At 66.9% G+C, this 24648-nt stretch carries 24 protein-coding genes; 17 read left to right on the top strand and 7 right to left on the bottom strand.

What is annotated here, in order from left to right; genetic code table 11:
* Positions 1-137: 137 nt before the first annotated feature.
* Positions 138-362: a YbdD/YjiX family protein gene (locus K5L94_RS16595; RefSeq protein WP_005410613.1), complete on the bottom strand. Its 225-nt coding sequence runs from the start codon at positions 360-362 to the stop codon at positions 138-140.
* Positions 362-2443 (bottom strand): carbon starvation CstA family protein, encoded by a 2082-nt coding sequence (locus K5L94_RS16590; RefSeq protein WP_274510886.1) that lies wholly within the window; start codon positions 2441-2443, stop codon positions 362-364. The genes K5L94_RS16595 and K5L94_RS16590 overlap by 1 nt, the downstream gene beginning before the upstream one ends.
* 215 nt (positions 2444-2658) lie before the next feature.
* On the opposite strand from K5L94_RS16590, the gene K5L94_RS16585 reads away from it, so the two are divergent.
* Entirely contained in the window at positions 2659-3510 is an 852-nt protein-coding gene (locus K5L94_RS16585) for a pirin family protein (protein ID WP_274510885.1), read from the top strand.
* Positions 3511-3638: 128 nt separating this feature from the next.
* On the opposite strand, the gene K5L94_RS16580 is transcribed toward K5L94_RS16585, so the two are convergent.
* The 4 genes from K5L94_RS16580 to K5L94_RS16565 form a co-directional block, all read right to left on the bottom strand.
* The gene (locus K5L94_RS16580; RefSeq protein ID WP_008266318.1) at positions 3639-4097 is read right to left on the bottom strand and encodes a hypothetical protein; all 459 of its coding nucleotides are present in this window, start codon (positions 4095-4097) and stop codon (positions 3639-3641) included.
* Between the two features lie 196 nt (positions 4098-4293).
* On the bottom strand, positions 4294-5013 hold the full coding sequence (gene aqpZ / locus K5L94_RS16575) for an aquaporin Z (protein ID WP_006462519.1): 720 nt from the start codon (positions 5011-5013) through the stop codon (positions 4294-4296).
* A gap of 120 nt (positions 5014-5133) precedes the next feature.
* On the bottom strand, positions 5134-5997 hold the full coding sequence (locus K5L94_RS16570) for a pirin family protein (protein WP_053450482.1): 864 nt from the start codon (positions 5995-5997) through the stop codon (positions 5134-5136).
* A gap of 680 nt (positions 5998-6677) precedes the next feature.
* Positions 6678-8741: a 3-hydroxyacyl-CoA dehydrogenase NAD-binding domain-containing protein gene (locus K5L94_RS16565; RefSeq protein WP_049456079.1), complete on the bottom strand. Its 2064-nt coding sequence runs from the start codon at positions 8739-8741 to the stop codon at positions 6678-6680.
* A gap of 235 nt (positions 8742-8976) precedes the next feature.
* Here K5L94_RS16565 and rpoE point away from each other — a divergent pair, with 235 nt between their 5' ends.
* The 9 genes from rpoE (at position 8977) to recO (ending at position 17657) form a co-directional block, all read left to right on the top strand.
* Positions 8977-9597 (top strand): RNA polymerase sigma factor RpoE, encoded by a 621-nt coding sequence (gene rpoE / locus K5L94_RS16560; RefSeq protein WP_006462516.1) that lies wholly within the window; start codon positions 8977-8979, stop codon positions 9595-9597.
* Between the two features lie 8 nt (positions 9598-9605).
* Complete coding sequence (locus K5L94_RS16555) at positions 9606-10487, top strand: sigma-E factor negative regulatory protein (protein ID WP_274512638.1); 882 nt, start codon at positions 9606-9608, stop codon at positions 10485-10487.
* 74 nt (positions 10488-10561) lie between these two features.
* Entirely contained in the window at positions 10562-12097 is a 1536-nt protein-coding gene (locus tag K5L94_RS16550) for a DegQ family serine endoprotease (RefSeq protein ID WP_053450481.1), read from the top strand.
* 180 nt (positions 12098-12277) lie between these two features.
* Positions 12278-14071: a translation elongation factor 4 gene (lepA, locus tag K5L94_RS16545; protein ID WP_040007303.1), complete on the top strand. Its 1794-nt coding sequence runs from the start codon at positions 12278-12280 to the stop codon at positions 14069-14071.
* 54 nt (positions 14072-14125) lie between these two features.
* Entirely contained in the window at positions 14126-14920 is a 795-nt protein-coding gene (gene lepB / locus K5L94_RS16540) for a signal peptidase I (RefSeq protein ID WP_180880303.1), read from the top strand.
* 52 nt (positions 14921-14972) lie between these two features.
* Positions 14973-15356: a DUF4845 domain-containing protein gene (locus K5L94_RS16535; protein WP_274510884.1), complete on the top strand. Its 384-nt coding sequence runs from the start codon at positions 14973-14975 to the stop codon at positions 15354-15356.
* Positions 15346-16026: a ribonuclease III gene (rnc, locus tag K5L94_RS16530; RefSeq protein WP_053450480.1), complete on the top strand. Its 681-nt coding sequence runs from the start codon at positions 15346-15348 to the stop codon at positions 16024-16026. Before K5L94_RS16535 ends, rnc begins: the two co-directional genes overlap by 11 nt.
* Complete coding sequence (gene era, locus K5L94_RS16525; RefSeq protein WP_005410599.1) at positions 16023-16919, top strand: GTPase Era; 897 nt, start codon at positions 16023-16025, stop codon at positions 16917-16919. Before rnc ends, era begins: the two co-directional genes overlap by 4 nt.
* Before the next feature lie 18 nt (positions 16920-16937).
* Positions 16938-17657, top strand: a complete 720-nt coding sequence (gene recO, locus K5L94_RS16520) for a DNA repair protein RecO (protein ID WP_274510883.1) — start codon at positions 16938-16940, stop codon at positions 17655-17657.
* 528 nt (positions 17658-18185) lie between these two features.
* On the opposite strand, the gene K5L94_RS16515 is transcribed toward recO, so the two are convergent.
* Positions 18186-18914, bottom strand: a complete 729-nt coding sequence (locus tag K5L94_RS16515; RefSeq protein ID WP_040009454.1) for a response regulator — start codon at positions 18912-18914, stop codon at positions 18186-18188.
* Positions 18915-19041: 127 nt separating this feature from the next.
* Between K5L94_RS16515 and rlmD the strand changes: the two genes are divergently transcribed.
* The 7 genes from rlmD (at position 19042) to K5L94_RS16480 (ending at position 24553) form a co-directional block, all read left to right on the top strand.
* Positions 19042-20376, top strand: coding sequence for a 23S rRNA (uracil(1939)-C(5))-methyltransferase RlmD (gene rlmD, locus K5L94_RS16510; protein ID WP_164087806.1), 1335 nt, complete (start codon positions 19042-19044; stop codon positions 20374-20376).
* 33 nt (positions 20377-20409) lie between these two features.
* Positions 20410-20895 (top strand): CYTH domain-containing protein, encoded by a 486-nt coding sequence (locus K5L94_RS16505; RefSeq protein ID WP_274512637.1) that lies wholly within the window; start codon positions 20410-20412, stop codon positions 20893-20895.
* Positions 20896-21008: 113 nt separating this feature from the next.
* Positions 21009-21704 (top strand): DsbA family oxidoreductase, encoded by a 696-nt coding sequence (locus K5L94_RS16500; protein WP_053450477.1) that lies wholly within the window; start codon positions 21009-21011, stop codon positions 21702-21704.
* 163 nt (positions 21705-21867) lie between these two features.
* Positions 21868-22875 (top strand): beta-N-acetylhexosaminidase, encoded by a 1008-nt coding sequence (gene nagZ, locus K5L94_RS16495; RefSeq protein WP_053450476.1) that lies wholly within the window; start codon positions 21868-21870, stop codon positions 22873-22875.
* Positions 22875-23429: a hypoxanthine-guanine phosphoribosyltransferase gene (locus K5L94_RS16490; protein ID WP_006461210.1), complete on the top strand. Its 555-nt coding sequence runs from the start codon at positions 22875-22877 to the stop codon at positions 23427-23429. Before nagZ ends, K5L94_RS16490 begins: the two co-directional genes overlap by 1 nt.
* A gap of 82 nt (positions 23430-23511) precedes the next feature.
* The gene (locus K5L94_RS16485) at positions 23512-24258 is read left to right on the top strand and encodes an S-methyl-5'-thioinosine phosphorylase (RefSeq protein WP_008266351.1); all 747 of its coding nucleotides are present in this window, start codon (positions 23512-23514) and stop codon (positions 24256-24258) included.
* 88 nt (positions 24259-24346) lie between these two features.
* The gene (locus tag K5L94_RS16480) at positions 24347-24553 is read left to right on the top strand and encodes a cold-shock protein (protein WP_005410590.1); all 207 of its coding nucleotides are present in this window, start codon (positions 24347-24349) and stop codon (positions 24551-24553) included.
* Positions 24554-24648 lie beyond the last annotated feature (95 nt).

Raw genomic sequence — 24648 nt, 5'->3', positions numbered from 1 at the left:
GTTTACGGCGTGTCCTGCAAGCCCACACCGCCCCGCCAACCAAACAGAAACCCAGAGCCGACGCTCTTGCAGTTGCAGTTGAAGTTGAATCGGCGGGCGGCGGGCGGCGGGCTGCAAGCCCGCCACCCACTTTCACCTCAGCAGCATCGACCGCCATTGCGGCCGCCATATCGCGCTTCCTGCCGCTCACGGAAGAACGTCTTGTAGTCCATCGGCTCCTGGTCCGGATGCTTCTCCAGCATGTGCCGGACATAGTTGTCGTAATCAGGAATGCCACAGCACAGCCGAGCGGTCTGCACCAGGCGCCGCCAGATGCGGCGGTGCGCCTGGTACTGGCCGGCGGGAACCAGTTGCGTGCTCATCACAGATCCACCATTTCATGTGGCTTCAGCGCCACGTACGGGGGCTCGCGGTCGCTGCGCTGCGGGTTGCGGCGGGCGGCCAGGATGGTCTTGATCGAATACACCAGCACCGCCCCCACCACCAGCAGGAACAGCGCGGTCAGCCCGGTATTGACGTAGGCGTTGACCACGATCTGCTTCATCTGCGCCACCGACTTGGCCGGCGCGGTGATGGTGTCGCTGGCAAGCGCCGCCTGGAACTTGTGCGCCTGTGCCAGGAAGCCCTGCGCCGGGTTGCTGTCGAAGATCTTGATGAAGCCGGCGTAGGTGGTGCAGATCAGCAGCCACACCGCCGGCACCGCGGTGACCCACGCGTAGCGGTCACGCTTCATCTTGAACAGCACCACCGTGCCCAGCATCAGCGCGATGCCGGCCAGCATCTGGTTGGAGATGCCGAACAGCGGCCACAGGGTCTGGATGCCACCGAACGGATCGACCACGCCGGTGTACAGCAGATAGCCCCACAGCGCCACGCAGCCGGCGGTGCCGATGATGTTGGCGGTCCACGACTCGGTCTTCTTCAACGCTGGCACGAAGTTGCCCAGCAGGTCCTGCAGCATGAAGCGCCCGGCACGGGTGCCGGCGTCCACCGCGGTCAGGATGAACAACGCTTCGAACAGGATCGCGAAGTGGTACCAGAACGCCATCATTGCGTCGCTGCTGCTTGGAATCGCCTGGTGCAGGATCTGCGCGATGCCCACCGCCAGCGTGGGTGCGCCACCGGCGCGGTGCAGGATGGTCGGCTCGCCGATCGCTGCTGCCGTGGCGGTCAGCTGTTCCGGGGTGATGGTGAAGCCCCAGGTATTGGTGATGTAGTGCGCGGCCGACGCCACATCCGGGCCGATCACCGCCGCCGGGCTGTTCATCGCGAAGTAGATGCCCGGATCGATGATCGAAGCCGCCACCAGCGCCATCACCGCCACGAACGATTCCATCAGCATGCCGCCGTAGCCGATGTAGCGCATGTGCGCTTCATTGGCCAGCAGTTTCGGCGTGGTGCCGGAGGAAATCAGCGCATGGAAGCCGGACACCGCACCGCAGGCGATGGTGATGAACAGGAACGGGAACATGCCGCCCTTCCACACCGGGCCGTCACCGCTGGCGGCGAACTGGGTCAGCGCCGGCATCTTCAGTTCCGGCATCACCACGAGGATGCCGATGGCCAGCGCGATGATCGTACCGATCTTGAGGAAGGTCGACAGGTAGTCACGCGGTGCCAGCAGCAGCCACACCGGCAGCACCGAAGCGACAAAGCCATAGCCGATCAGCATCCAGGTGATCTGGGTGCCGGTGAAGGTGAACGCCGGGCCCCAGGTCGGGTCGGCCGCGACCTTGCCGCCGAACCAGATCGCGGCCAGCAGCAGGATCAGGCCAACGATCGAGATCTCGCCGATCTTGCCGGGGCGGATGTAGCGCATGTACACGCCCATCAGGATCGCGATGGGCATCGTTGCGATCACCGTGAACATGCCCCAGGGGCTCTCGGCCAGTGCCTTGACCACCACCATCGCCAGCACGGCCAGGATGATGATCATGATCAGGAAGGCGCCGAACAGGGCGATGGTGCCAGGCACCTGGCCCATCTCCTCGCGCACCAGGTCACCCAGCGAACGGCCATTGCGGCGGCTGGACAGGAACAGGACCATGAAGTCCTGCACCGCGCCGGCCAGCACGACGCCCACCACCAGCCACAGCAGGCCGGGCAGGTAGCCCATCTGCGCGGCCAGCACCGGGCCGACCAGCGGGCCGGCGCCGGCGATGGCGGCGAAGTGGTGGCCGAACAGCACGTGCTTGTTGGTCGGCACGTAGTCCAGGCCATCGTTGTTGATCACCGCCGGAGTGGCCCGGGTTGGATCGAGCTGCATCACCTTGTTGGCGATGAACAGGCTGTAGAAGCGATAGGCGACGAGGTACAGCGACACCGCCGCGACGACGATCCACAGGGCATTGATGTGTTCGCCGCGACGCAGCGCCACGGTGCCCAGACAGAACGCGCCGAGCAGGGCGAGTACCGCCCAGCCCAGTTTGGAAAACCCTTTCATGAGGTGCTCTCTCCCGGAAAGACAGACAAAGAGTCCTGCTTGCCCTCGACACGGTCAATTGGCACAGGACGAATCTGCGGTAGTACTTTGGTCGTACGAAGGGAATGCTGACGTGCAGCGAACATCAGCGATGGAACAATCGGTTGCGGAGCCGTCCATTGGCGTCCGGCCGTGTGGCGTCCATCTTCAGGGGCATCCATCCAACAGGAGTCGCCATGAGCTTTCCCGAACCGGTCCGCGTACTGCGCACCATCCGTGGCATGCCCACCTCCGATGGTGCCGGCGTGCGCCTGACCCGCGTCATCGGTGGCCCGACGCTGCCCGACCTGGATCCGTTCCTGCTGCTCGATGAATTCGGCACCGACCGCGCCGAGGACTACATCGCAGGTTTCCCGGAGCATCCGCACCGTGGTTTCGAGACGGTGACCTACATGCTCGACGGGCGCATGCGGCACCGCGACAACCACGGCAACGAAGGCCTGCTGACCCCGGGCAGCGTGCAGTGGATGACGGCGGGGCGCGGCCTGGTGCATTCGGAGATGCCCGAACAGGAAAGCGGGCAGATGCGCGGTTTCCAGCTGTGGGTGAATCTGCCGGCGAAGGACAAGATGACCGAGCCGAAGTACCAGGAGTTCGCGCCCGAGCGCATTCCGCGGGTGCAGCCGGCCGCCGGCGTGGAGGTGAAGGTGATTGCCGGCAGCGTCGACGGTACCCGCGGGCCGATCGTGCAGCCGGCCACCGATCCGCTCTACCTGGACATCTCGCTGGCGCCCGACCGCGCCTGGACCTACGCACTGCCGGAAGGGCACAACGCGTTTGCCTATGTATTCGAAGGTGCGATGACGGTGGGCGAGCAGGACGCCGCGCGTGACGTGGCGCGCCAGGAACTGGCGGTGCTGGGCGGTGGCGAGCAGCTGCACATCTCGGCCGGCCGTGATGGCGCGCGGTTGATCCTGGTGGCCGGCCGTCCGCTGCGCGAGCCGGTGATGCGGCACGGCCCGTTCGTGATGAACACACGTCAGGAGCTGATGCAGGCCTTCGTCGATTTCCAGGAAGGCAGGTTCTGAGGAGGGGCCGGCCGCTGGCCGGCCACTGCGTGAGGTCATGGCGGATCGGGGTGCCGGCCAGCGGCCGGCACTACCGTCGGATCGGGCCGCATTGCGGGGATGCTGCCAGGCAGTCATCCCCATCACGGTCAGCGCCCGGCGGCCACGGCCGACGGCGTCAGGCTCATGCCCTGCGCCAGCTGCTGCAGCGAGCCCAGTTCCTGCGGGCTGTCCGGATACAGCGAAATCTGCGCGTAACGCCCTTTGTCGAGCTTGACCACGCTGATCCGCCGCTCGGCATAGCCGGGCGGCTGCTGGCCGCCGAGGTCGGGCTGGTACCAGTAGAGTGATTCACCGCCGAAGCTGCCCTTTTCCTGGCGCAGCGAACGGTTCAGTGGAATGGACGGATCACGTGCACTGAGCATCAGGCTCAGCACTTCGCGGCCGTCGCCGGTGCTGGCGCGGCAGACCAGGAAATCGGCCTGCGCCTGCTGCTGCCATTGCAGGCCGCTGCTGGCGGGCAGCGAAGGACATTCGGTGGGAGCCTGCGCGGCGGCCTGGGCCACGGCGAACAGCAGGCTCGACAACACTACAGGCGCGAACTTCATGCATCCCCCAAGGTGGTGTGTCGTTTGGCGCCGCCCGATGGATGGGGGCGTTGGCATCCCATCCCCGGATGCCACCCCGCCCGGCATGTGCACGGACGGTCAACTCAACCTTAACGGAACGTGAGCGATCGCACAAATTGCGGTTACAAGCGTAACCATTGCGGCCGATGGTCGGCCGCAATGGTCCGCACAGGCCTCAGCGGTCGTTGCCGATCCACTTGTAGATGATGCCGCCGATCGCGCCGCCCAGCAGCGGGGCGACCCAGAACAGCCACAGCTGGCTGACCGCACCGCTGCCGGCGAAGAACGCCACCGCAGTGGAGCGGGCCGGGTTCACCGAGGTGTTGGTCACCGGGATGCTGATCAGGTGGATCAGGGTCAGCGACAGGCCGATCGCCAGCGGCGCGAAGCCGGCCGGTGCCTTGCCATGGGTGGAGCCCATGATCACGATCAGGAACACCGCAGTGAGTACCACTTCGCACAGGAAGGCGGCTGCCACGCTGTAGCCCCCCGGCGACAGCGCGCCGTAGCCGTTGCTGGCAAATGCACCGGCCTGGCTGCCATCAATGGCGAAGCCACTGGCACCGGAGGCGATCTGCAGCAGGATGAAGCCCGCCAGCAGGCCGCCAGCGACCTGGGCGATGATGTAGGGCACCAGGTCCTTGGTCGGGAAGCGGCCACCGGCCCACAGACCGACGCTGACCGCCGGATTGAAATGCGCGCCGGAGATGTGGCCGAACGCATAGGCGCCAGTCACCACGGTCAGGCCGAAGGCCAGCGCCACGCCGAGGAATCCGATACCCAGCGGATTGCCGTCACCGCCGAACTTGGCGGCCAGCACCGCGCTGCCGCAGCCACCCAGAACCAGCCAGAACGTGCCGAGGAACTCGGCGGACAAGCGTTTACCCATGCTCATGTGTTGCACTCCTTTGACGGTGAAAGTGTGATTTATGTCACATTTCAGTGATCAGCGGGTGACTGTAGCGTCAACGCCGGGTGCAGGGATACACCTTCGGATGTGTGCAACACGCGATGTTCAGTACTGCGGCAGCGGGATGAACTCCTTGTCGTCGCCGGGGATGGTGCCGAAGCGGCCGGCTTCCCAGTCGTGCTTGGCCTGCTCGATGCGCTCCTTCGAACTGGACACGAAGTTCCACCACAGGTGGCGCGGGCCATCCAGCGGTTCGCCGCCGAACAGCATCGCCTTCACCGGGGTCTTCGCGCGCAGGCGGCCGACGGCGCCTGCCTCGGGAATGATCAGGTGCTGGGCGGGCACGTCCACGCCATCCAGCTGCGCGTCGCCTTCGAGGATGTACAGCGCGCGCTCGCGGTGGCCATTGTCGATATCGATCTCCGCATCCGGGTCGAGGTCGATCGCCACGTTGAGCGTGTCGGCGAACACCTTCACCGGCGACTCCTCGCCGTAGGCGCGGCCGGCGATGACCCGCAGCCAGGCACCCTTGCGGCGCTGCTCGGGCAGGGTGGCAGCGGCATGGTGGTAGAACGCCGGCTCAATCTCTTCATGCGACTTCGGCAACGCGACCCAGGTCTGCATGCCGTGGATCGGGTTGTCGTGATCACGGTCGGGCTGCGGCGTGCGTTCGGAATGGGCGATGCCGCGGCCGGCAGTCATCCAGTTGACGTCACCGGGACGGATCACCTGGTCCGAGCCCAGCGTGTCGCGGTGGCCGATGGCGCCCGACCACAGGTAGGTGACGGTGGCCAGGCCGATATGCGGATGCGGGCGCACGTCGATGGCCGTACCGGGATGCATGAGCGCCGGGCCCATCTGGTCGACGAACACGAACGAACCGATGCTGCGTGCCTGCAGGGTCGGGACGGCGCGACGGACTTCGAGTCCGCCGATGTCGTGCACGCGCGGGGCGATGATGGTGGTCATGCGGGCGTTCTCGCTGGCAGGGATCAGGTGGTCAGCATCGCATGCAGCTGTGACGGGGGCATGCCCCGTATGGGTAACAGGTTGTTCCAGCCAACGGCGCAGCCCCTCGTGGCTGGACGCGCAATGCGTATCTCGTGTTTGGCCGGGCGGGTGGGTTGCGCAGGACACGCCGTAAACCCCCCTCCGGGGTCCGGCCCAGCCGCTGGCGGCTGTGCGTTCGGGCGCTTGCGAAGCAGTGCTTCGCAAGCAAAGCGCCCTCACCCATGGGGGCTCGATGGCGCCATCCATGGCGCCAACGGTCCTGCGCAACCCACCCGCCCGGCCTCTGACAGTTTCCGTGGGCGTCCAGCCACGGAGAAGAAAAAAGAAAATCAAAATCAAAATCAAACGCCGGTCGCTTCGCTCAGGTGTCGACCAAGGTCGACAGCTACCGGGTTCGTAGTTCACCCACCGTCATCGGGAAACTGTCGGGGGTGGGGCGGTGTCGGGTTGCGGGGTGTCCGCGGCATGGATGCCGCGGCCAAGCCCCCAGGGATGGGTTCACGGCGTCCCCGCAACCCGACACCGCCCCGCCCACCCAAACAGAAAAGCCAGAGCCGGCTGTTGCTCCGGCTCTGGCTCTGGCTCTGGCGTTGGCTTTTGATCCAGCGAGTGCCGGGCCGCAGGCCCGGCCGATCAACTCACACCACCGGTTCGCGCAGGGCCGGGTTGTCCCAGCCCGGGCGCGGCGCGAAACGATCGCCATGGCGCTGCTGCAACGCCTTCAGCCGCTCGACGATCGCATCGGCACCCACCGCACGGATGTGCTGGATGGGACCGCCGCGGAACGGTGCGAAGCCGGTACCGAAGATCACGCCGGCATCCAGCAGGTCCGCGTCGGCCACCACGCCTTCGTGCAGGCAGGCCACCGCCTCGTTCAGCAGCGGCAGGATCAGGCGGTCCTCCAGGTCGGCCGGGGCCTGGTAATCGCTGGCCACGTCCGGCTTCTTCGGCTTGCCGTTCTCCCAGGTGTAGATGCCCTGGCCATCCTTCTTGCCGCGCTTGTCCGGTTCCACCGTCTGCAGCGCCGCCGGAATCTGCAGGCCCAGGAACGGCGCCAGCTCGCGGCCGACACCGGCGGCCACGTCCAGGCCGACGGTGTCGATCAGTTCGATCGGGCCCATCGGCATGCCGAACTTCACCGCGGCCTTGTCGATCACCGGGCCCGGAATGCCTTCGGCATACGCGGTGGCCGCTTCCAGCATGTACGGGAACAGCACGCGGTTGACCAGGAAGCCCGGGCTGCCGGCCACCGGCACCGGGAATTTGCCCAGTGCCTTGCAGAACGCGGCCAGGCGGCGCTCGGTCTCCGGCGCCATGCCGTCGTGATGGATGATTTCCACCAGCGGCATCTGCGCCACCGGGTTGAAGTAGTGCAGGCCGGCGAACTGCGCTGGGCGCTGGATGTGGTCGCGCAGTTCCACCAGCGGAATCGACGAGGTGTTGGTGGTCAGCAACGCGTCGTGCTTCATCTTCGGCTCCAGCGTCTGGTACAGCGCACGCTTGGCCTCCGGGTTCTCGATGATGGCCTCGATCACCAGATCGGCCTCGGCCACGCCGTTGCCGTCCAGGTCGGCACGCAGGCGCGCGGCCACCGCCGGGCGCTTGCTGTCGTCGCGCACCTTCTTGGCGAACAGTGCCTGCGCACGCTCCATGGCCGGGTCGATGAATCGCTGCTCGCGGTCCTGCAGGGTCACTTCGAAGCCCTTGTAGGCGGCCCACGCAGCGATGTCGCCGCCCATCACGCCGGCACCGACCACGTGCACGTGCCGGATGCCGGAATCACCGCCGCCCAGGCCCTTCAGGCGTTCGGTCAGGAAGAAGATGCGGATCAGGTTGCGCGCGGTCGGCGTGCTGGCCAGCTTCACCACTGCGCGGCGTTCGGCATCCAGGCGCGCCTGGATCGGCTTGCCGCCGCTGCGCTGCCAGGTGCTGATCAGCGCGTACGGCGCCGGGTACTGGTCCTTCTTGGCCTTGCGCGCGACCTGCTTGACCATCTGCGGCGCCAGCAGCTGGCGTGCCGGCCAGGTATTGGTGGCCCAGGCCAGCGCACGCTGCTTGAACGGACGGGTGGTGCCGGACAGCGCCAGCGCGACGGCGGTGTCGAGCACGACCGCCGGCGCCACCACCTTGTCGACCAGGCCGATACCGCGTGCCGCCGAGGCCGACAGGGTACGGCCGGTCAGCATCATGTCCATCGCCGCCGGGGCGCCCACCAGCTGCGGCAGGCGCGCGCTGCCGCCCCAGCCCGGGAAGATGCCCAGCTGGGTTTCCGGCAGGCCGATGCGGGTGCTGGTGTCATTGGAGGCCACGCGGTAGCGGCAGGCCAGCGCCAGCTCGGTACCGCCGCCCAGGCAGTGGCCGTGGATGGCCGCCACGGTCGGGCAGGGCAGCTCGGCCAGCTTCTGGTAGGTGGCCTGGCCGCGGCGGATCGCATCGTTGACGGTGCCGCGGCGGTCGAATTCCTGGAATTCCTTCAGGTCCGCACCGGCAATGAAGCCGGCCTTCTTCAGCGACTGGATCACCACGCCCTTCGGCGGGTCCAGCGCGATGCGCTCAAGCAGGTCGCCCAGTTCCAGCAGCACGTCCTGCGACATCGCGTTGACGCTGCTGTCCTGACGATCCAGGGAGAGAACCACCACGCCGTCGTCGCGGATCTCGGGGTGCCAGTGGCTGAAGCGGAGACCATCGAAGCCTGAAAGCATGGACGTTCCATCCGGTTGTGTATGGAGAAGCGGCTATGATCCAGAGGTTGTTTCCCCCGCGTCAAATCCCAATAGCAGGGGAGTGGCGACCCCGGATCCATGGCCGTGGACCGGGACGCTAACGGAACGGTGGTTAAAAGCTGGTGCGGCGCCGGGTGATCGGCGACTGAACTTTTCCCGGGATTGGCAGTCTCATTGCCCGACGTCGGTTGGGCTGACAGGAGTGCGGCCCCTCATGGCCGAGGTTGATACACCACAGGAGCTGGATCTGGAACTGGTCCGGCGTGTGCAGCGCGGTGAGAGCGCGGCGTTCGATGTCCTGGTACGCAAGTACCAGCATCGGGTCGTGGCCCTCGTCGGTCGCTACATCGCCGACTGGAGCGAATGTCAGGACGTCGCCCAGGACACTTTCATCCGTGCGTACCGCGCGATCGGAAGTTTCCGTGGTGATGCCCAGTTCTCAACCTGGTTGCATCGAATCGCCGTGAATACCGCCAAAAACTACCTGGCTTCACACAATCGACGGCCGCCGACCGATGACATCGACATCGGCGACGCCGAACAGTTCGACAGCGGCACGCGCCTGCGCGACACCGACACGCCCGAACGCGAGTTGATGCGCCAGGAGCTGGAACAGACGGTGATGAAGGCCGTCAACGCGCTGCCGGAGGAACTCCGGTTGGCGATCACCCTGCGCGAGGTGGAAGGCCTGAGCTACGAGGATATCGCGCAGAAGATGGGGTGCCCGATCGGCACCGTGCGTTCACGGATCTTCCGGGCGCGCGAGGCGATCGACACCGAACTCCGGCCGCTGTTGGACATCGGCAGCGCCACCCGTGAGAAGAGCCGCGTATGACCAGCAATCTGACCAGCAATCCGTTCAACGAATCGCAGAACCATCAATCCCCTGCCGGGCAGCGCCTGGACCAGCGCCACCGCGAACAGCTGTCGGCCCTGGTCGACGGCGAGCTGGGCGCCGATGAAGCGCGCTTCCTGTTGCGCCGCATGGAGCATGATCCGGAGCTGGCGGGTTGCCAGGAACGTTGGCAACTGCTGGGCGACGTGATGCGCGGGCAGGCCCCGGCACTGGCCCCGGCCGGCTTCAGTGCCGCCGTGGCGGCTGCCATCGCGGCCGAACCGGCACCGCAGGCCGAGCCGCGCCGCCAGGCGCGTCGCAGCGGCTGGCGGGCCTGGGGCGGTGGTGCCGCACTGGCCGCCTCGGTCGCTGCCGTGGCCCTGTTCATGGGCGGCGAGAAGCTTCAGGAGGCCGCCCCCGGCGAGCCGCTGGCACCGCAGGTGGTCGCCAGCCAGGCTGAACTGGCGCCGGCGCCGAGCGGCCCGGCTGCGGTCACCGAGGCGTCGGTGGATACCGCAACGATGGCCGTGGCGGCTGCGCCGGCGGTGGCAATGGCCGCGGCCAGCCGCCGCCAGGACAGCCGTCGCGCCAGCGCGACCCGCAGCCAGCAGGCCGCGCGCGTCGCCCAGCGTGATGACAGCCCGCAGCGTGCGGTGGCCGCCGCGCAGGCGCCGTTGACCCCGACGGTGCCGGCCAACGCCAGCCGCAACCTGCCGTTTGGCGAGGTGGGAGCACTGCAGGCGCGACCGTGGCCCCGCTCCAGCCTGGCCCCCGCTGCCGGTGGCGCGCTCAATGCCAGCTTCCCGGCCCACGCCGGTGGTGCTGCGTTCTACCCGTTCGAGCCGCGCCTGCAGGATGACCTGCCGGTGCCGCCGCGCCCGCGCGACTGAGCCGGGCGCTTTCACGCCCCGCCGTCGGCGGGGCCCGTATTCCTCTTTCCACCCGATCCGGAGGTTGCCGTCCGATGACTCCCCGACTCCGCACGCAGGCCATCGGCCTGCTGGCCCTGACCCTTCCCTTGATGGCCTGCGCCCAGGCGCCGGCGCCTGCGGCGCAGACCCAGCCCGCGCCGGCTGCGGCGCCGCGGGCGCCCGCGCAGCCGCTGGTCACCGGCCTGCCTGACTTCACCCACTTGGTCGAACAGGTCGGGCCGGGCGTGGTCAACGTCGACACCACCATCGTGCGCAACAACCGCCAGGCCTCGCGGGGCCCGATGGGCGGCGACGATGACATGCCCGAGTTCTTCCGCCGCTTCTTCGGCCCGGACTTCCCGATGCCGGGGCAGGGGCCGGGTGGCCAGGATGGCGGTCCCAGCATCAAGGGCCGCGGCATGGGCTCGGGTTTCATCATCTCGCCTGACGGTTATGTGCTGACCAACTACCACGTGGTGGCCGATGCCAGCGAGGTGAAGGTGAAGCTGGGTGACAGCCGCGAGTTCAACGCCAAGGTGGTGGGCAGCGACCAGCAGTACGACGTGGCCCTGCTGAAGATCGACGGCAAGAACCTGCCGACCGTGCGCGTGGGGGATTCCAACACTCTGAAGCCGGGCCAGTGGGTTGTCGCGATCGGCTCGCCGTTCGGCCTTGATCACTCGGTTACCGCGGGCATCGTCAGTGCGCTGGGCCGCAGCACCGGTGGCGCCGACCAGCGCTACGTGCCGTTCATCCAGACCGACGTGGCGATCAACCAGGGCAACTCCGGCGGCCCGCTGCTGAACACCCGCGGTGAAGTGGTCGGCATCAACTCGCAGATCTTCTCCGCCTCCGGTGGCTACATGGGCATCAGCTTCGCGATCCCGATCGACCTGGCGATGAGCGCGGTCGAGCAGATCAAGAAGAGTGGCAAGGTCACCCGTGGCCAGCTGGGTGCGGTGGTCGAACCGATCGATTCGCTGAAGGCCCAGGGCCTGGGCCTGCCGGACAGCCGTGGTGCGCTGGTCAACCAGATCGTGGCCGGCAGTGCGGCAGAGAAGGCCGGCGTACAGATCGGTGACGTGGTGCGCTCGGTCAACGGCAGCCCGGTCAACAGCTGGTCGGACCTGCCACCGCTGATCGGTGCGATGGCACCGGGCAGCCGGGTCACCCTGGGCGTGATCCGCGATGGCAAGCCGCGCGACCTCAGCGCAACGCTGACCGCACTCAGTGAAGATGGCCAGGGCAATGCCCGCGCGGCCGCCACGGCCAAGCCCGATGCGGCGCCGCAGGCCGGGGCCAATGCCCTGCTGGGCCTGGACGTCAGCGACCTGACCGCGCCGCAGCGCAAGCAGTTCGGCCTGGACGGCAACGAGGGCGTGCGCATCACCGGGGTCAAGGGCCAGGCGGCGCGTGATGCCGGCCTGTCTCCGGGCATGGTGATCCTGCAGGTCGGGCGCACCCCGGTTGGCAGCGTGGATGGCCTCAACCGCGCGCTGTCCAGCTACAAGAAGGACGATGTGGTGATGCTGCTGGTGCGTACCGGCAACGGCAACAGCGCGTTCGTGGCGGTGAAGGCCGGCCAGTAAGGCCTGTCTGGGCCGCTGCTGCGGCGGCTGCCATCTACCCCGAAGCCCCGCCCCGGCGGGGCTTCGGCCGTTCCGGGCCGGCCCGACGAGGCCGTTTTCGCGGCGAGGCGCCGGGCATGCGATAATCGACCGTTACCCTGACGACGCCGCGCGCCGCCGCCACCTATGTCTTCTGATTCGATGCGGAACATCCGCAACTTCTCCATCATTGCCCATGTCGACCACGGCAAGTCCACGCTGGCCGACCGCATCATCCAGCTCTGCGGTGGCCTGCAGGCCCGTGAGATGGAAGCGCAGGTGCTCGACTCCAACCCGATCGAGCGCGAGCGTGGCATCACGATCAAGGCGCAGTCGGTGTCGCTGCCGTACCTGGCCAAGGACGGGCAGACCTACCACCTGAACTTCATCGATACCCCGGGCCACGTCGACTTCTCCTATGAAGTCAGCCGCTCGCTGGCCGCCTGCGAGGGCGCGCTGCTGGTCGTCGATGCCGCCCAGGGCGTGGAAGCGCAGTCGGTGGCCAACTGCTACACCGCGGTCGAGCAGGGTCTGGAAGTGGTGCCGGTGATCAACAAGATCGACCTGCCCACCGCCGACATCGAACGCGCCAAGGCCGAAATCGAGGCCGTGATCGGCATCGACGCCTCCGACGCCGTGCCGGTCAGCGCCAAGACCGGCCTGAACGTGCAGGACGTGCTGGAAGCGATCGTGCACCGCATCCCGCCGCCGACGCCGCGCGACACCGAGAAGCTGCAGGCGCTGATCATCGACTCGTGGTTCGACAACTACCTGGGCGTGGTCTCGCTGGTGCGCGTGATGCAGGGCGAGATCAAGCCCGGTGACAAGCTGCAGGTGATGTCCACCGGCCGCAACCACCAGGTCGACAACGTCGGCGTGTTCACGCCGAAGCGCAAGGTGCTGCCGGCGCTGCGTGCCGGTGAAGTGGGCTGGGTCACCGCCAGCATCAAGGACGTGCACGGCGCGCCGGTCGGCGACACCCTGACCCTGGCCGGCGACCCGGCACCGAAGCCGCTGCCGGGCTTCCAGGAAATGCAGCCGCGCGTGTTCGCCGGCCTGTTCCCGGTCGATGCCGAGGATTACCCGGACCTGCGCGAAGCGCTGGACAAGCTGCGCCTGAACGATGCCGCGCTGCGTTTCGAGCCGGAAAGCTCCGAGGCGATGGGCTTCGGCTTCCGCTGCGGCTTCCTCGGCATGCTGCACATGGAGATCGTGCAGGAGCGCCTGGAGCGCGAATACAACCTGGACCTGATCAGCACCGCGCCGACGGTGGTGTATGAGGTGCTGAAGACCGATGGCTCGATCATCAACATGGACAACCCGGCCAAGCTGCCGCCGGTGAACCAGGTCGAGGAGATCCGCGAGCCGATCATCCGTGCCAACGTGCTCACCCCCGAGGAGTACATCGGCAACATCATCAAGCTGTGCGAAGAAAAGCGCGGCAGCCAGATCGGCATCAACTACCTGGGCAGCCAGGTGCAGATCAGCTACGAGCTGCCGATGGCCGAAGTGGTGCTGGACTTCTTCGACAAGCTGAAGTCGGTCAGCCGTGGCTATGCCTCGCTGGACTACCACTTCGTGCGTTTCGACGCCGGCCCGTTCGTGCGTGTGGACGTGCTGATCAACGGCGACAAGGTCGATGCGTTGTCGCTGATCGTGCACCGCAGCCATGCCGATCGCCGCGGCCGCGAGCTGTGCGAGAAGATGAAGGACCTGATCCCGCGCCAGATGTTCGACGTGGCCATCCAGGCCGCGGTCGGCTCGCAGATCATCGCCCGTACCACGGTCAAGGCCATGCGCAAGAACGTGCTGGCCAAGTGCTATGGTGGCGACGTTTCGCGCAAGAAGAAGCTTCTGGAAAAGCAGAAGGAAGGCAAGAAGCGCATGAAGCAGGTCGGCCGCGTGGAAATCCCGCAGGAAGCGTTCCTGGCCGTGCTGCAGATGGACAACAAGTAAGCCCGCACCGGCCCCTGCGGGCCGGTCGTCTGGTGACGTTGCAAAGGACCCTGAATGAAACTGTTTGAGATCCTCCTGGTCGTGCTGACCCTGGCCTCGGGCCTGATCCTGCTCGCGGACAAGCTGTACCTCGCCAAGCGCCGCGCCCAGCGTGCGGGCCTGCTCGATTCCGAGCCGGTGCTGGTGGACTACTCGCGTGCGTTCTTCCCGGTGCTGGCGATCGTGCTGATCGTGCGCAGCTTCATCGCCGAGCCGTACAAGATCCCGTCCAGCTCGATGATGCCGAACCTGCTGATCGGCGACTTCATCCTGGTCAACAAGTTCTCCTACGGCCTGCGCCTGCCGATCAGCAACACCAAGATCGTGCCGTTCGGCGAGCCGTCGCGTGGCGACGTGGTGGTGTTCCACTTCCCCGGCCACAGCGACAACGACCCGGCCAAGGGCGAGAACTTCATCAAGCGCGTGATCGGCGTGCCGGGTGACACCATCGTCTTCGAAGGCGACGGCGTGATCCTCAATGGCGAGCCGCTGAAGTACGACAACAAGGGCATCTATGCCGGCCACAAGGGCCAGGGCGAGGGCGCCAACCTGCTGGTCGAGCACCTGCCGGGCCGCACCCATACCGTGCTGGAGACCGAGTATCCGCGTGGCCAGGGCCAGTGGACCGTGCCGGCCGGCAAGTACCTGGTGATGGGCGACAACCGTGACAACAGCGATGACGGCCGTTTCTGGGGCCTGCTGCCGGAGGAAAACCTGCGCGGCAAGGCATTCCTGATCTGGCTGAACTGCCAGGGCTGGTTCTGCAAGGATGGCTTCGAGCCGTCGCGAATCGGCTCGAGCATCAACTGATCGGGCATCACCTGAGTATTTTCACATCCAACGCGTATCTGGGGAGAACGCAATGAAGACGATGAACACGCAGCGCGGCATGACCCTGACCTCGTTCCTGACGGTCCTGATCGTGGTTGGCTTCTTCCTCTACATCGGCATGAAGCTGTTCCCGATGTACCAGGAGTACTACGCGGTGCGCTCGGCGATGAAGAGCCTGGCCAACGAGCCGGGCGTGGGCAACATGGAGCCGACCCGCATCCAGGACCTGTTCTTCAAGCGCCTGTACATCAACTACTCGGACAACGTGAAGCCGGCCAATGTGAAGTTCGATCGTCGCGACAACGGCTGGACCCTCAAGGTCAACTACGAAGTGCGTCGTCCGCTGATCGGCAACCTCGATGTGGTTGGCAATTTTGATTCTTCCCAGGACCTGACACGAAGCGGTGCCCAGTAAATTCATCCAACGTAGCGACCTGATCGGTCATCCCTTCCGCGATGCGGCCCTGCTCAAGCAGGCGCTGACCCATCGCAGTGCGGGTGCGCCGCACAACGAGCGCCTGGAGTTCCTCGGCGACAGCATCGTCAACATGATGGCGGCCGAGGCGTTGTACCGGCGCTGGCCGAAGGCCGACGAAGGCGCGATGACCCGTGCCCGCGCCGAGCTGGTGCGTGAAGGCGCGCTGGCGGTGATCGGGCGCAGCCTGGAACTGGGCGAGCGGCTGACGCTGGGCCCTGGCGAAATGAAGTCCGGCGGTCATCGCCGCGACTCGATCCTGGCCGACGCGGTGGAAGCCGTGGTGGCCGCGATCTACCTGGATGCCGGTTTCGAGGCCTGCCGGGCGGTGGTACTGCCCTGGTTCAGCGCGTCGATCGAGGCACTGCCGGCCTCCGGCCGGCCCGAGAAGGACCCCAAGACCCGCCTGCAGGAATGGCTGCAGGCCCGACAGAAGGCGTTGCCGCAGTACGAACTGGTGTCAGAATCCGGTGACGACCACGCCAAACACTTCCGGGTACGCTGCAACGTAGCTGACCCGGCCGCCAGCACCGAGGGCGAAGGCGCCTCGCGGCGGCTTGCCGAACAACAGGCGGCTGCGGCCGTCCTAGAACAACTGGATTCCAAGTGAGCGAACAAACTCCCCATCATTGCGGCAGCGTGGCCGTCATCGGCCGCCCGAACGTGGGCAAGTCGACCCTGACCAATGCCCTGGTCGGCGCCAAGGTCAGCATCGTCTCCAACCGCCCGCAGACCACGCGCCATCGCCTGCTGGGCATCGCCACGTATCCGGAAGGCCAGCTGGTGCTGGTCGACACCCCCGGCCTGCACAAGGTGCAGAAGCGGGCGATGAACCGGGTGATGAACCGCGCCGCGCGTGGCTCGCTGGAAGGCGTCGACGCCGGCCTGCTGGTGATCGAAGCCGGGCGCTGGGACGAAGAAGACAGCCTGGCCTTCAACGTGCTGCGCGATGCCGGCATCCCGGTGGTGCTGGTGGTCAACAAGATCGATCGCCTGAAGGAAAAGGGCGCGCTGCTGCCGTTCCTGCAGCAGGTGACCGAAGGCCGCGACTTCGCCGCCGTGCATCCGATTTCCGCACAGAAGCGCAATGGCCTGGAAGCGCTGGTGCGCGACGTGCTGAAGCTGCTGCCGGAAGCCCCGCCGATGTTCGGCGAGGACGAGATCACCGACCGCAGCCAGCGTTTCCTGGCTGGCGAACTGGTGCGCGAGCAGCTGATGCGCCAGCTCGGCGAAGAACTGCCGTACGCCACCACGGTGGAAATCGAGCGCTTCACCGAAGACGGCAACCTGCTGCGCATCGGTGCGGTGATCTGGGTCGAGCGCGAAGGCCAGAAGGCCATCGTGATCGGCAAGGGTGGTGCGCGCCTGAAGGAGATCGGTGCCAAGTCCCGCCTGCAGATGGAGCGCCTGTTCGGGGCCAAGGTGTTCCTGGAAACCTGGGTGCGCGTGCGTGAAGGCTGGTCCGATGACGAGGCCGCGCTGAAGGCCTTCGGCTACGAGTAGGCCGACCCGGTCGCTTCGATGATGATCGAGGACGACACCGGCTTCGTGCTGCATGCACGGGCCTATCGCGAGACCAGCCTGCTGGTCGAGGTGTTGAGCGCGCAGCATGGCCGCATCGGCCTGCTCGCGCGTGGTGTTTCAACGGCGAAGGGGCAGGTGCTGCGCGCCGCCCTGCAGCCGTTGCAGTGGATCCGTTTCAGCGCCCAGCAGCGCGGCGAGCTGGCGCAACTGCGCGCTGCCGAGGCGCTGGATGCTGCGCCGCGATTGGTCGGCCAGGCAATGCTGGCCGGTTTCTACCTGAGTGAACTGACCCTGCGCCTGGCCCCTCGCCAGGACCCGTTGCCGGAGCTGTACCTCGCCTACGGTGAGGCGCGCGCGCGGCTGGCGGTCGGTGCCGGCCTGGCCTGGACCCTGCGTCGTTTCGAACGCGAACTGCTGTCCGCGCTGGGCCTGGGTTTCGAACTGGACAGCGCCAGCGACGGCCAGCCGATCGACCCGGCTGCACGCTATGCGTTGGACCCGCAGGAAGGGCCGCAACGGCTGCTGAGCGAGCGTGGCGGCGAGCGCCAGGCGGCGGCCACGGGCTCGGCGCTGCTGGCACTGGCGGCCGACGAAGAGCCCGACGCGGCCGACCTGGTCAGCCTGCGCCTGCCGATGCGGCGGGTGCTGGCCCATCATCTGGGACCACGTGGCCTGAAGTCCTGGGAACTGCTCGAGCAGCTCGCCCCCAGGCGTTGAGGGGTGTCCGGCAGGGCTTGCAGCCCTGCACCCGCCGAATCAACGTCAACGTCAACTGCAAAAGCTGGCTATCCGTGGGTAGGCGGGGTGGGTCCGGTTGCGGGAGACGCCGTAAACCCATCCATGGGGGCTTGGCCGCGGCATCCATGCCGCGGACACTCCCGCAACCGGACCCACCCCGCCTTCGACAGATTTCCGCAATCTGCAGTAGATCCACGCCATGCGTGGATGAATTTCCATCGGAATCGAATATTTCGAATTGGAATCGAAAAGCATCCACGCATGGCGTGGATCTACCGTGTCGACCAAGGTCGACACCCATCCACAGCCGCCGGAATCTGTCAGAGGTGGGGCGGTGTCGGAGTGCGGGGTGTCAGCCGCATGGATGCGGCTGCCAAGCCCCCATGGACGGGTTCACGGCGTCCCCGCACTCCGACACCGCCCCGCCATCTCACGGGATGCCCGCTTTTGATGTTGAATTTGACGTTAGCTTCGGCAGGTGCAGGGCGCAGCCCTGCCGAACACCCCTCAGTGCAGCAGGGCAGCCACCGCCGCACGGAACCCGTCCTGGGCCTGCCCCGACTCGGGCGCATGATGCAGCTGGCGCACCGCCCGGCCCAGCCGTGCCGCACCCACGAAGCCGCAACTCGCCTGCAGCCGATGCAACTGGCTGCGCAGTTGCCGCTCGTCATGCTGGTGCACCGCCTGCTCGACCGCGTCGCGCACGCCGGGCAACTCGGCCAGGAACAGTTCTCGCAGCGCGATCAGGTGGTTGCGCTGGCCATTGAGTGCGGCCAATGCCGCGGTCTCGTCCCAGTCCTGCACCTGCAGCTCGACCGCTGCCGGGGCCTGGGCCACGAAGATGCCCGCCGGGCTGTTCACCAGGGCCCGGCGCACTGCCTTCAGCAGCTGGTCGCGGCCCAGCGGTTTGACCAGGGTGTCGCTGAAACCGGCTTCGCGCAGGCGGGCATGAATGGAGGTGTCGCCATCGGCGGTATGCGCCAACGCCGGGGTATCGGGGTGTGAACGGCGCAGTTCGCGCAGCAGCTGCGCGCCATTGCCGTCGGGCAGATTGACGTCGATCAGCCACAGGTCATGCGCGCCGGGCTCGGCGCTGGCCAGCGCGCTGGCAAGTGAGTCTGCGGTGTCCACATCCGCTGGTAACGTTTCCAACGCCGCCTTGAAAAAACCGCGGCTGATGATGTCGTCCTCGACAAGCAGGAAGCGGGGCCGGCTGGTCCGCGGGGTCATCTGCATCAGGGCTGCCTCCATGTCAGCTGGTCCAATCATCAAGCACGACGGCGACGGGCGCAAGCGGGTGCGGACCCTGCCGGTCAGGATCTGCGACAATACGGCCCCATTTTTGCCCGCAGCCTGTCGCCACGTGGCCCGATCCCGCTCCCGCATCGACCGTACCCCGTTCCAGACCGAAATCCTCGACCTCAGCCATGATGGTCGCGGTGTCGCCCGCCGTGAAGGCGAGGGCGGCAAGGTCACCTTCATCAGCGGCGCCTTGCCGGGTGAGGTGGTGATGGCGGAACAGACCGCCCGCAGCCGCCATTTCGACGAGGCGCGCACGGTACAGGTGCTGCAGGCCTCGCCGCAGCGTGTCACCCCCAAATGCCCGCACTTCGGCACCTGTGCTGGCTGCGTGCTGCAGCATCTGGACGAAGACCAGCAGATCGTCGCCAAGCAGCGCGTGCTGATGGACAATCTCGAGCGCATCGGCCACGTGAAGCCGGGCACCGTGCTGGCGCCGCTGGTCGGCGAGAGCTGGGGCTACCGCCGCAAGGGCCGCTTCTCGGTGCGCCGGGTCGAGAAGAAGGACAAGACCCTGGTCGGTTTCCGCGAACAGGACCCGCGGTTCGTGGCCGACCTCGGCCAGTGCCTGACCGTGATTCCGGAGATCGGCACCAAGGTCGAGGCCCTGTCCACCTTCATCGAATCGCTCGATGGCAAGCGTGACATCCCGCAGATCGAATTCATCGCTGGCGACCAGGCCGTGGTCCTGACCGTGCGGCACCTGCAGCCGCTCAGTGATGTCGACCGCGCCGCCTGGGCCGCCTTCGGCCAGCAGCATGGCTTCGTGATCTACCTGCAGTCCGGCGGCGTGGACACCGTGCAGCCGCTGGACGGGCAGGGCGTGCCGCTGTCGTTCCGGCTGGCACCGTGGGATGTCGAGCTGGCATTCCGCCCGCTGGACTTCATCCAGGTCAACGCCAAGCTCAACGAGAAGATGATCGCCCACGCCCTGGACCTGCTGGAACCGGGTGAGGACGAGCGCGTACTGGACCTGTTCTGCGGCCTGGGCAACTTCACCCTGCCACTGGCCCGTCGCGTGCGCGAAGTGGTTGGCGTGGAAGGCGATGCTGGCCTGGTCGCGCGTGCCCGCGAGAATGCCGAGCGCAACGGCCTGGCCAACGCGCAGTTCTTCAGTGCCGACCTGACCCAGGACCAGCGCAGCACCGCGTGGATGCGCCAGGGCTTCGACAAGCTGCTGCTCGACCCGCCGCGTTCGGGTGCGATCGAAGTGCTGCAGCAGCTGCCGCTGAAGCAGTTCAAGCGCATCGTCTACGTCAGCTGCCACCCGGGCTCGCTGGCGCGTGACGCCGGCTACCTGGTCAACGAACAGGGCTTCACCCTGGTCAGCGCCGGTGCCATGGACATGTTCCCGCACACCGCACACGTGGAAAGCATTGCGGTGTTCGAGAAGCGCTGACGGGCTGTCATGCCCATCGCGCATAATGGCGCGATGGGCATCGAAATCGAACGCAAATTCCTCGTCAGCAGCGATGGCTGGCGCACCGCCGCGCACCGGGTGATCCCGATGGCGCAGGGCTACATCAACGACATGGGCGCGCTCGACCGCGGCACCCAGAACGCTTCGGTGCGCGTGCGTGTCGAGGGCGAACACGCCGCGTTGAACCTGAAGTCGCGCACCATCGGCCATACCCGGCAGGAGTTCGACTACCCGATCCCGGTGGAAGACGCGCGCGCGCTGCTTGCACTGTGCGTAGGCGGGCTGATCGACAAGCGTCGCCATCTGGTGGACCACGCCGGGCTGACCTGGGAAGTGGACGAGTTCCTCGGCGACAACGCCGGCCTGGTCGTGGCCGAGGTCGAGCTGGACAGCGCCGACCAGGTCATCGACCTGCCGGACTGGGTGGGTGCCGAAGTGACCGATGACGCCCGCTACTACAACGTCGCCCTTGCCAGTCACCCCTATTCACAGTGGTGAACCCCTAAAAAGGGGACGGAGGGGATTAAGTCGTCTTTACCCCGCCTGTGCGGAAAGCGGCTTAATCCCCTCCGTCCCCTTTTTTCGAAGGCCGCGGCCCCCATGTGGTGGGCATGAGAATCGACATCTACTCCGACGTGGTCTGCCCCTGGTGCTGGATCGGCAAGCATCGTTTCCAGCAGGGCGTGCAGTTGCTGGGCGCCGATGCGCCTGAACTCGACATCCACTGGCAGCCGTTCCAGCTGGACCCGGACGCGGACGCAAAGCCGGTGCCGCTGCGCGAGGCCTATGTGCGCAAGTTCGGCGGTGTCGAGCGCACCGAGCAGATCCTCAACCAGACCCAGACCACGGCGCGCGCCGAAGGCCTGCCGATGGACTTCAGCCAGGGCCAGGTGCGGGTGACCACGCTGCCGGCCCACCGGGTGCTGTGGCTGGCCGGCCAGCATGGGGTGCAGGACGCGGTGGGCGAGGCGTTGTTCCGCGCCCATTTCGAGCTGGGCCAGAACCTGGCTGACAGCTCAGTACTGGTCAAGGCTGGCGTAGCCGGTGGCCTCGACGCGGGCGAGATCACCCAGATGCTGGCCTCCGACCGCGGCCTGGCGGAGGTCGAGGCAAAGCTGCAGGAAGCCCATGCACTGGGCATCTCCTCGGTGCCGACCTTCGTCATCGACGGCCGCTGGGCCATTTCAGGCGCCCAGCCGCCGGAGGCGTTCGCCAACGCGCTGCGCCAGATCGCGGCCGAGCAGGGCACATCCGCGTCCCCGGCAGAGGGCGACGAGGCCTGCGGCCCGGACGGCTGCAAGGTCTGACCAGCCGCGAAAAGGGGACGGAGGGGATTAAGTCGTTTCCAGCTCGTGAGGGCCGATTGCGGCTTAATCCCCTCCGTCCCCTTTTCGCGACCACTGCGCCTGTCGGCCGGTTCTGCGACAATGCGGCACTGCGCCATGCGGGCGCGCGTTGTGGAGATCGACCATGCTGCTGATCGGCGTTGCCGGCACCGAACTGACCGCCCAGGAACGTGACTGGCTGCAGCACGATGCTGTGGCCGGGGTGGTGCTGTTCAAGCGCAACTTTGCCTCGCGCCAGCAGGTGACCGATCTGAGCGCGGCGATCCGCGCCGCCGCCCCGCGCCCGCAGCTGATCTGCGTCGACCAGGAAGGCGGCCGCGTGCAGCGTTTTCGTGAAGGCTACAGCGAGCTGCCGCCGCTGCAGGAGATCGGGGCGCTGTACGCGACCGATCCGCAGCGGGCGCTGGCGCTGGCCGAGCAGCACGCCTGGCTGATGGCCAGCGAGGTGCGCGCCAGCGGTGTGGACCTCAGCTTCGCGCCGGTGGTCGACCTCGGCCGTGGCAACCGTGCCATCGGCAACCGCGCCTTCAGTGAAGACCCGCAGGTGGTGGCCGCGTTCACCGCCGCCTACGTGCGTGGCATGCACGCCGTTGGCATGGCGGCCACGCTCAAGCATTTCCCTGGCCACGGCACGGTGCTGGAAGACACCCACGTGGACACCGCGATCGACCCGCGTGCGCTGGACGAGCTGCGTGCGCAGGACCTGGTGCCGTTCCAGGCCGGCATCGCCGCCGGTGCCGATGCGGTGATGATGGCGCACGTGATCTACCCGCAGGTGGCACCGGAACCGGCCGGCTATTCGCCGCGCTGGATCCAGGACATCCTGCGCGGCGAGCTCGGCTTCCGTGGCGTGGTGTTCTCCGACGACATCGGCATGGCCGCCTCGCACAGTGCCGGCGGCGTGCCGGCGCGCGTGCATGCACACCTGGATGCCGGTTGCGACGTGGTGCTGGTCTGCCACCCGGAACTGGTCGATGAAGCCCTGCACGCCGTGCAGGGACGCTCCCTCAATACTGCTGCGCTGCTGGGGCTGCTTGGCCGCGGCGCGCTCGGCTGGGACGGCCTGCTGGCCGATGCCCGCCATGGCGACACCCAATCCCGTCTGCTTGAAACCCTTGGAAGAACCGTCTGATGCCCAACCTCACCATTTCCCAGGCCCTGGCCCAGGCTGACCTGCTGGTCGACCGCCCCACCATCGACAAGGCCATCGCTGGTATCGCCGACGCCATCGCGCGCGATTACAAGGGCGAGGTGCCGCTGTTCCTGTCGATCATGCACGGCGCGCTGCCGTTCGCCGGCCAGCTGGCGCTGGAACTGGGCGCGCGCGGCCAGGACGTGCAGTTCGATTACCTGCACGCCACCCGCTACCGCGGTGAGACCACCGGCGGCGACCTGGTCTGGAAGCACAAGCCGGCCACCTCGCTGTTCGGCCGCCGCGTGCTGCTGATCGACGACATCCTCGACGAGGGCTACACCCTGCAGGGCGTGCGCACCTGGTGCCTGGAGCAGGGCGCGACCGACGTGCGCATCGCTGCGATGACAGTGAAGAAGCACGACCGCGCGCTGCCGGACGTGGTCGCCGACTACGCCGGCATCGAACTGCCGGACCGCTACGTGTTCGGCTTCGGCATGGACGTCAACGAAACCCTGCGCTGCGTGCCGGCCATCTACGCGATGAAGGAATAACGGCGCCGCCGCCCGCGGCGCGTGTTCTTCTGCCGCCGGCATCCTCGGGTGCCGGCGTTTGTCTTTTCATGGAGTGCTTCGAATGCAACAGATCGCCCTGGCCGTGATCGGCGGTACCGGTGTCTACAACCTGGCCAAGCTTGACGACGTGCAGACCCATGAGGTCGACACCCGCTTCGGCCGCCCCTCCGGCCCGGTGCGCGTGGGGACGCTGCTCGGCCATCGCGTGGCGTTCCTGGCACGGCACGGTGAAGGCCACTCGCTGCCGCCGCACAAGATCAACTACCGCGCCAACCTGGCGGCGCTGCAGCAGCTGGGCGCGCAGCGGGTGCTGGCATTGAACACGGTCGGTGGCATCACCGAACACTTTGGTCCGCGCGTGCTGGCCTGCCCGGACCAGATCATTGACTACACCTGGGGCCGCATCAGCACCGTCTGTGAAGAAGAAGGCACCGACGTGGTCCACGTCGATTTCGGCCATCCGTACACGCCGATGCTGCGCAGCAAGATACTGGCCGCCGCGAAAGTGACCGGTGTCACGGTCCATGACGGTGGCTGCTACGGCGCTACGCAGGGCCCGCGCCTGGAAACCATCGCCGAAATCGCCCGCATGCGCCGTGATGGCTGCGACCTGGTGGGCATGACCGGCATGCCGGAAGCCGCGCTGGCACGGGAGCTGGGGCTGGATTACGCCTGTCTGGCCATCATCGCCAACTGGGCCGCCGGCTGTGGAGATGGCGAGGAGATTACGATGGCCGAAGTGCTGGCCAACGTGCAGGCGGCCAGCAACGGACTTCCGGAACTGGTGGGCGAATTGGCACGGGGGTGATTGTCTTCCCCGAGCAAGCTTTGCATACTCAGCTTGTGCGCGGGTTCAGCGTACACCACCCATTCATTGCATAAGGTCTCGCATCACCATGCCGAACGGTACCGTCAAGTGGTTCAACGACGCCAAGGGATTTGGCTTCATCTCGCCGGAGGATGGCAGCGCCGACGTGTTCGCGCACTTCTCCGCCATCAACTCCAAGGGCTTCCGCAGCCTGCAGGAAGGCCAGCGTGTCACCTATGACGTGACCCAGGGCCCGAAGGGTGCCCAGGCTTCGAACATCACGCCGGCCGAGTGATCCACTCGACAGTGCGTTGAAAACCCCGCTCCGGCGGGGTTTTTTTTGCGCAGCCGTCTGCATTCCGATCGCCTTCTGCCGGCCTCGGGCACAAT

This window comes from Stenotrophomonas forensis (assembly GCF_028752115.1).
Classification (GTDB): domain Bacteria; phylum Pseudomonadota; class Gammaproteobacteria; order Xanthomonadales; family Xanthomonadaceae; genus Stenotrophomonas; species Stenotrophomonas forensis.
The sequence above is the reverse complement of the archived record's forward strand: the minus strand, read 5'-3'. Positions and strand labels throughout refer to the sequence as shown.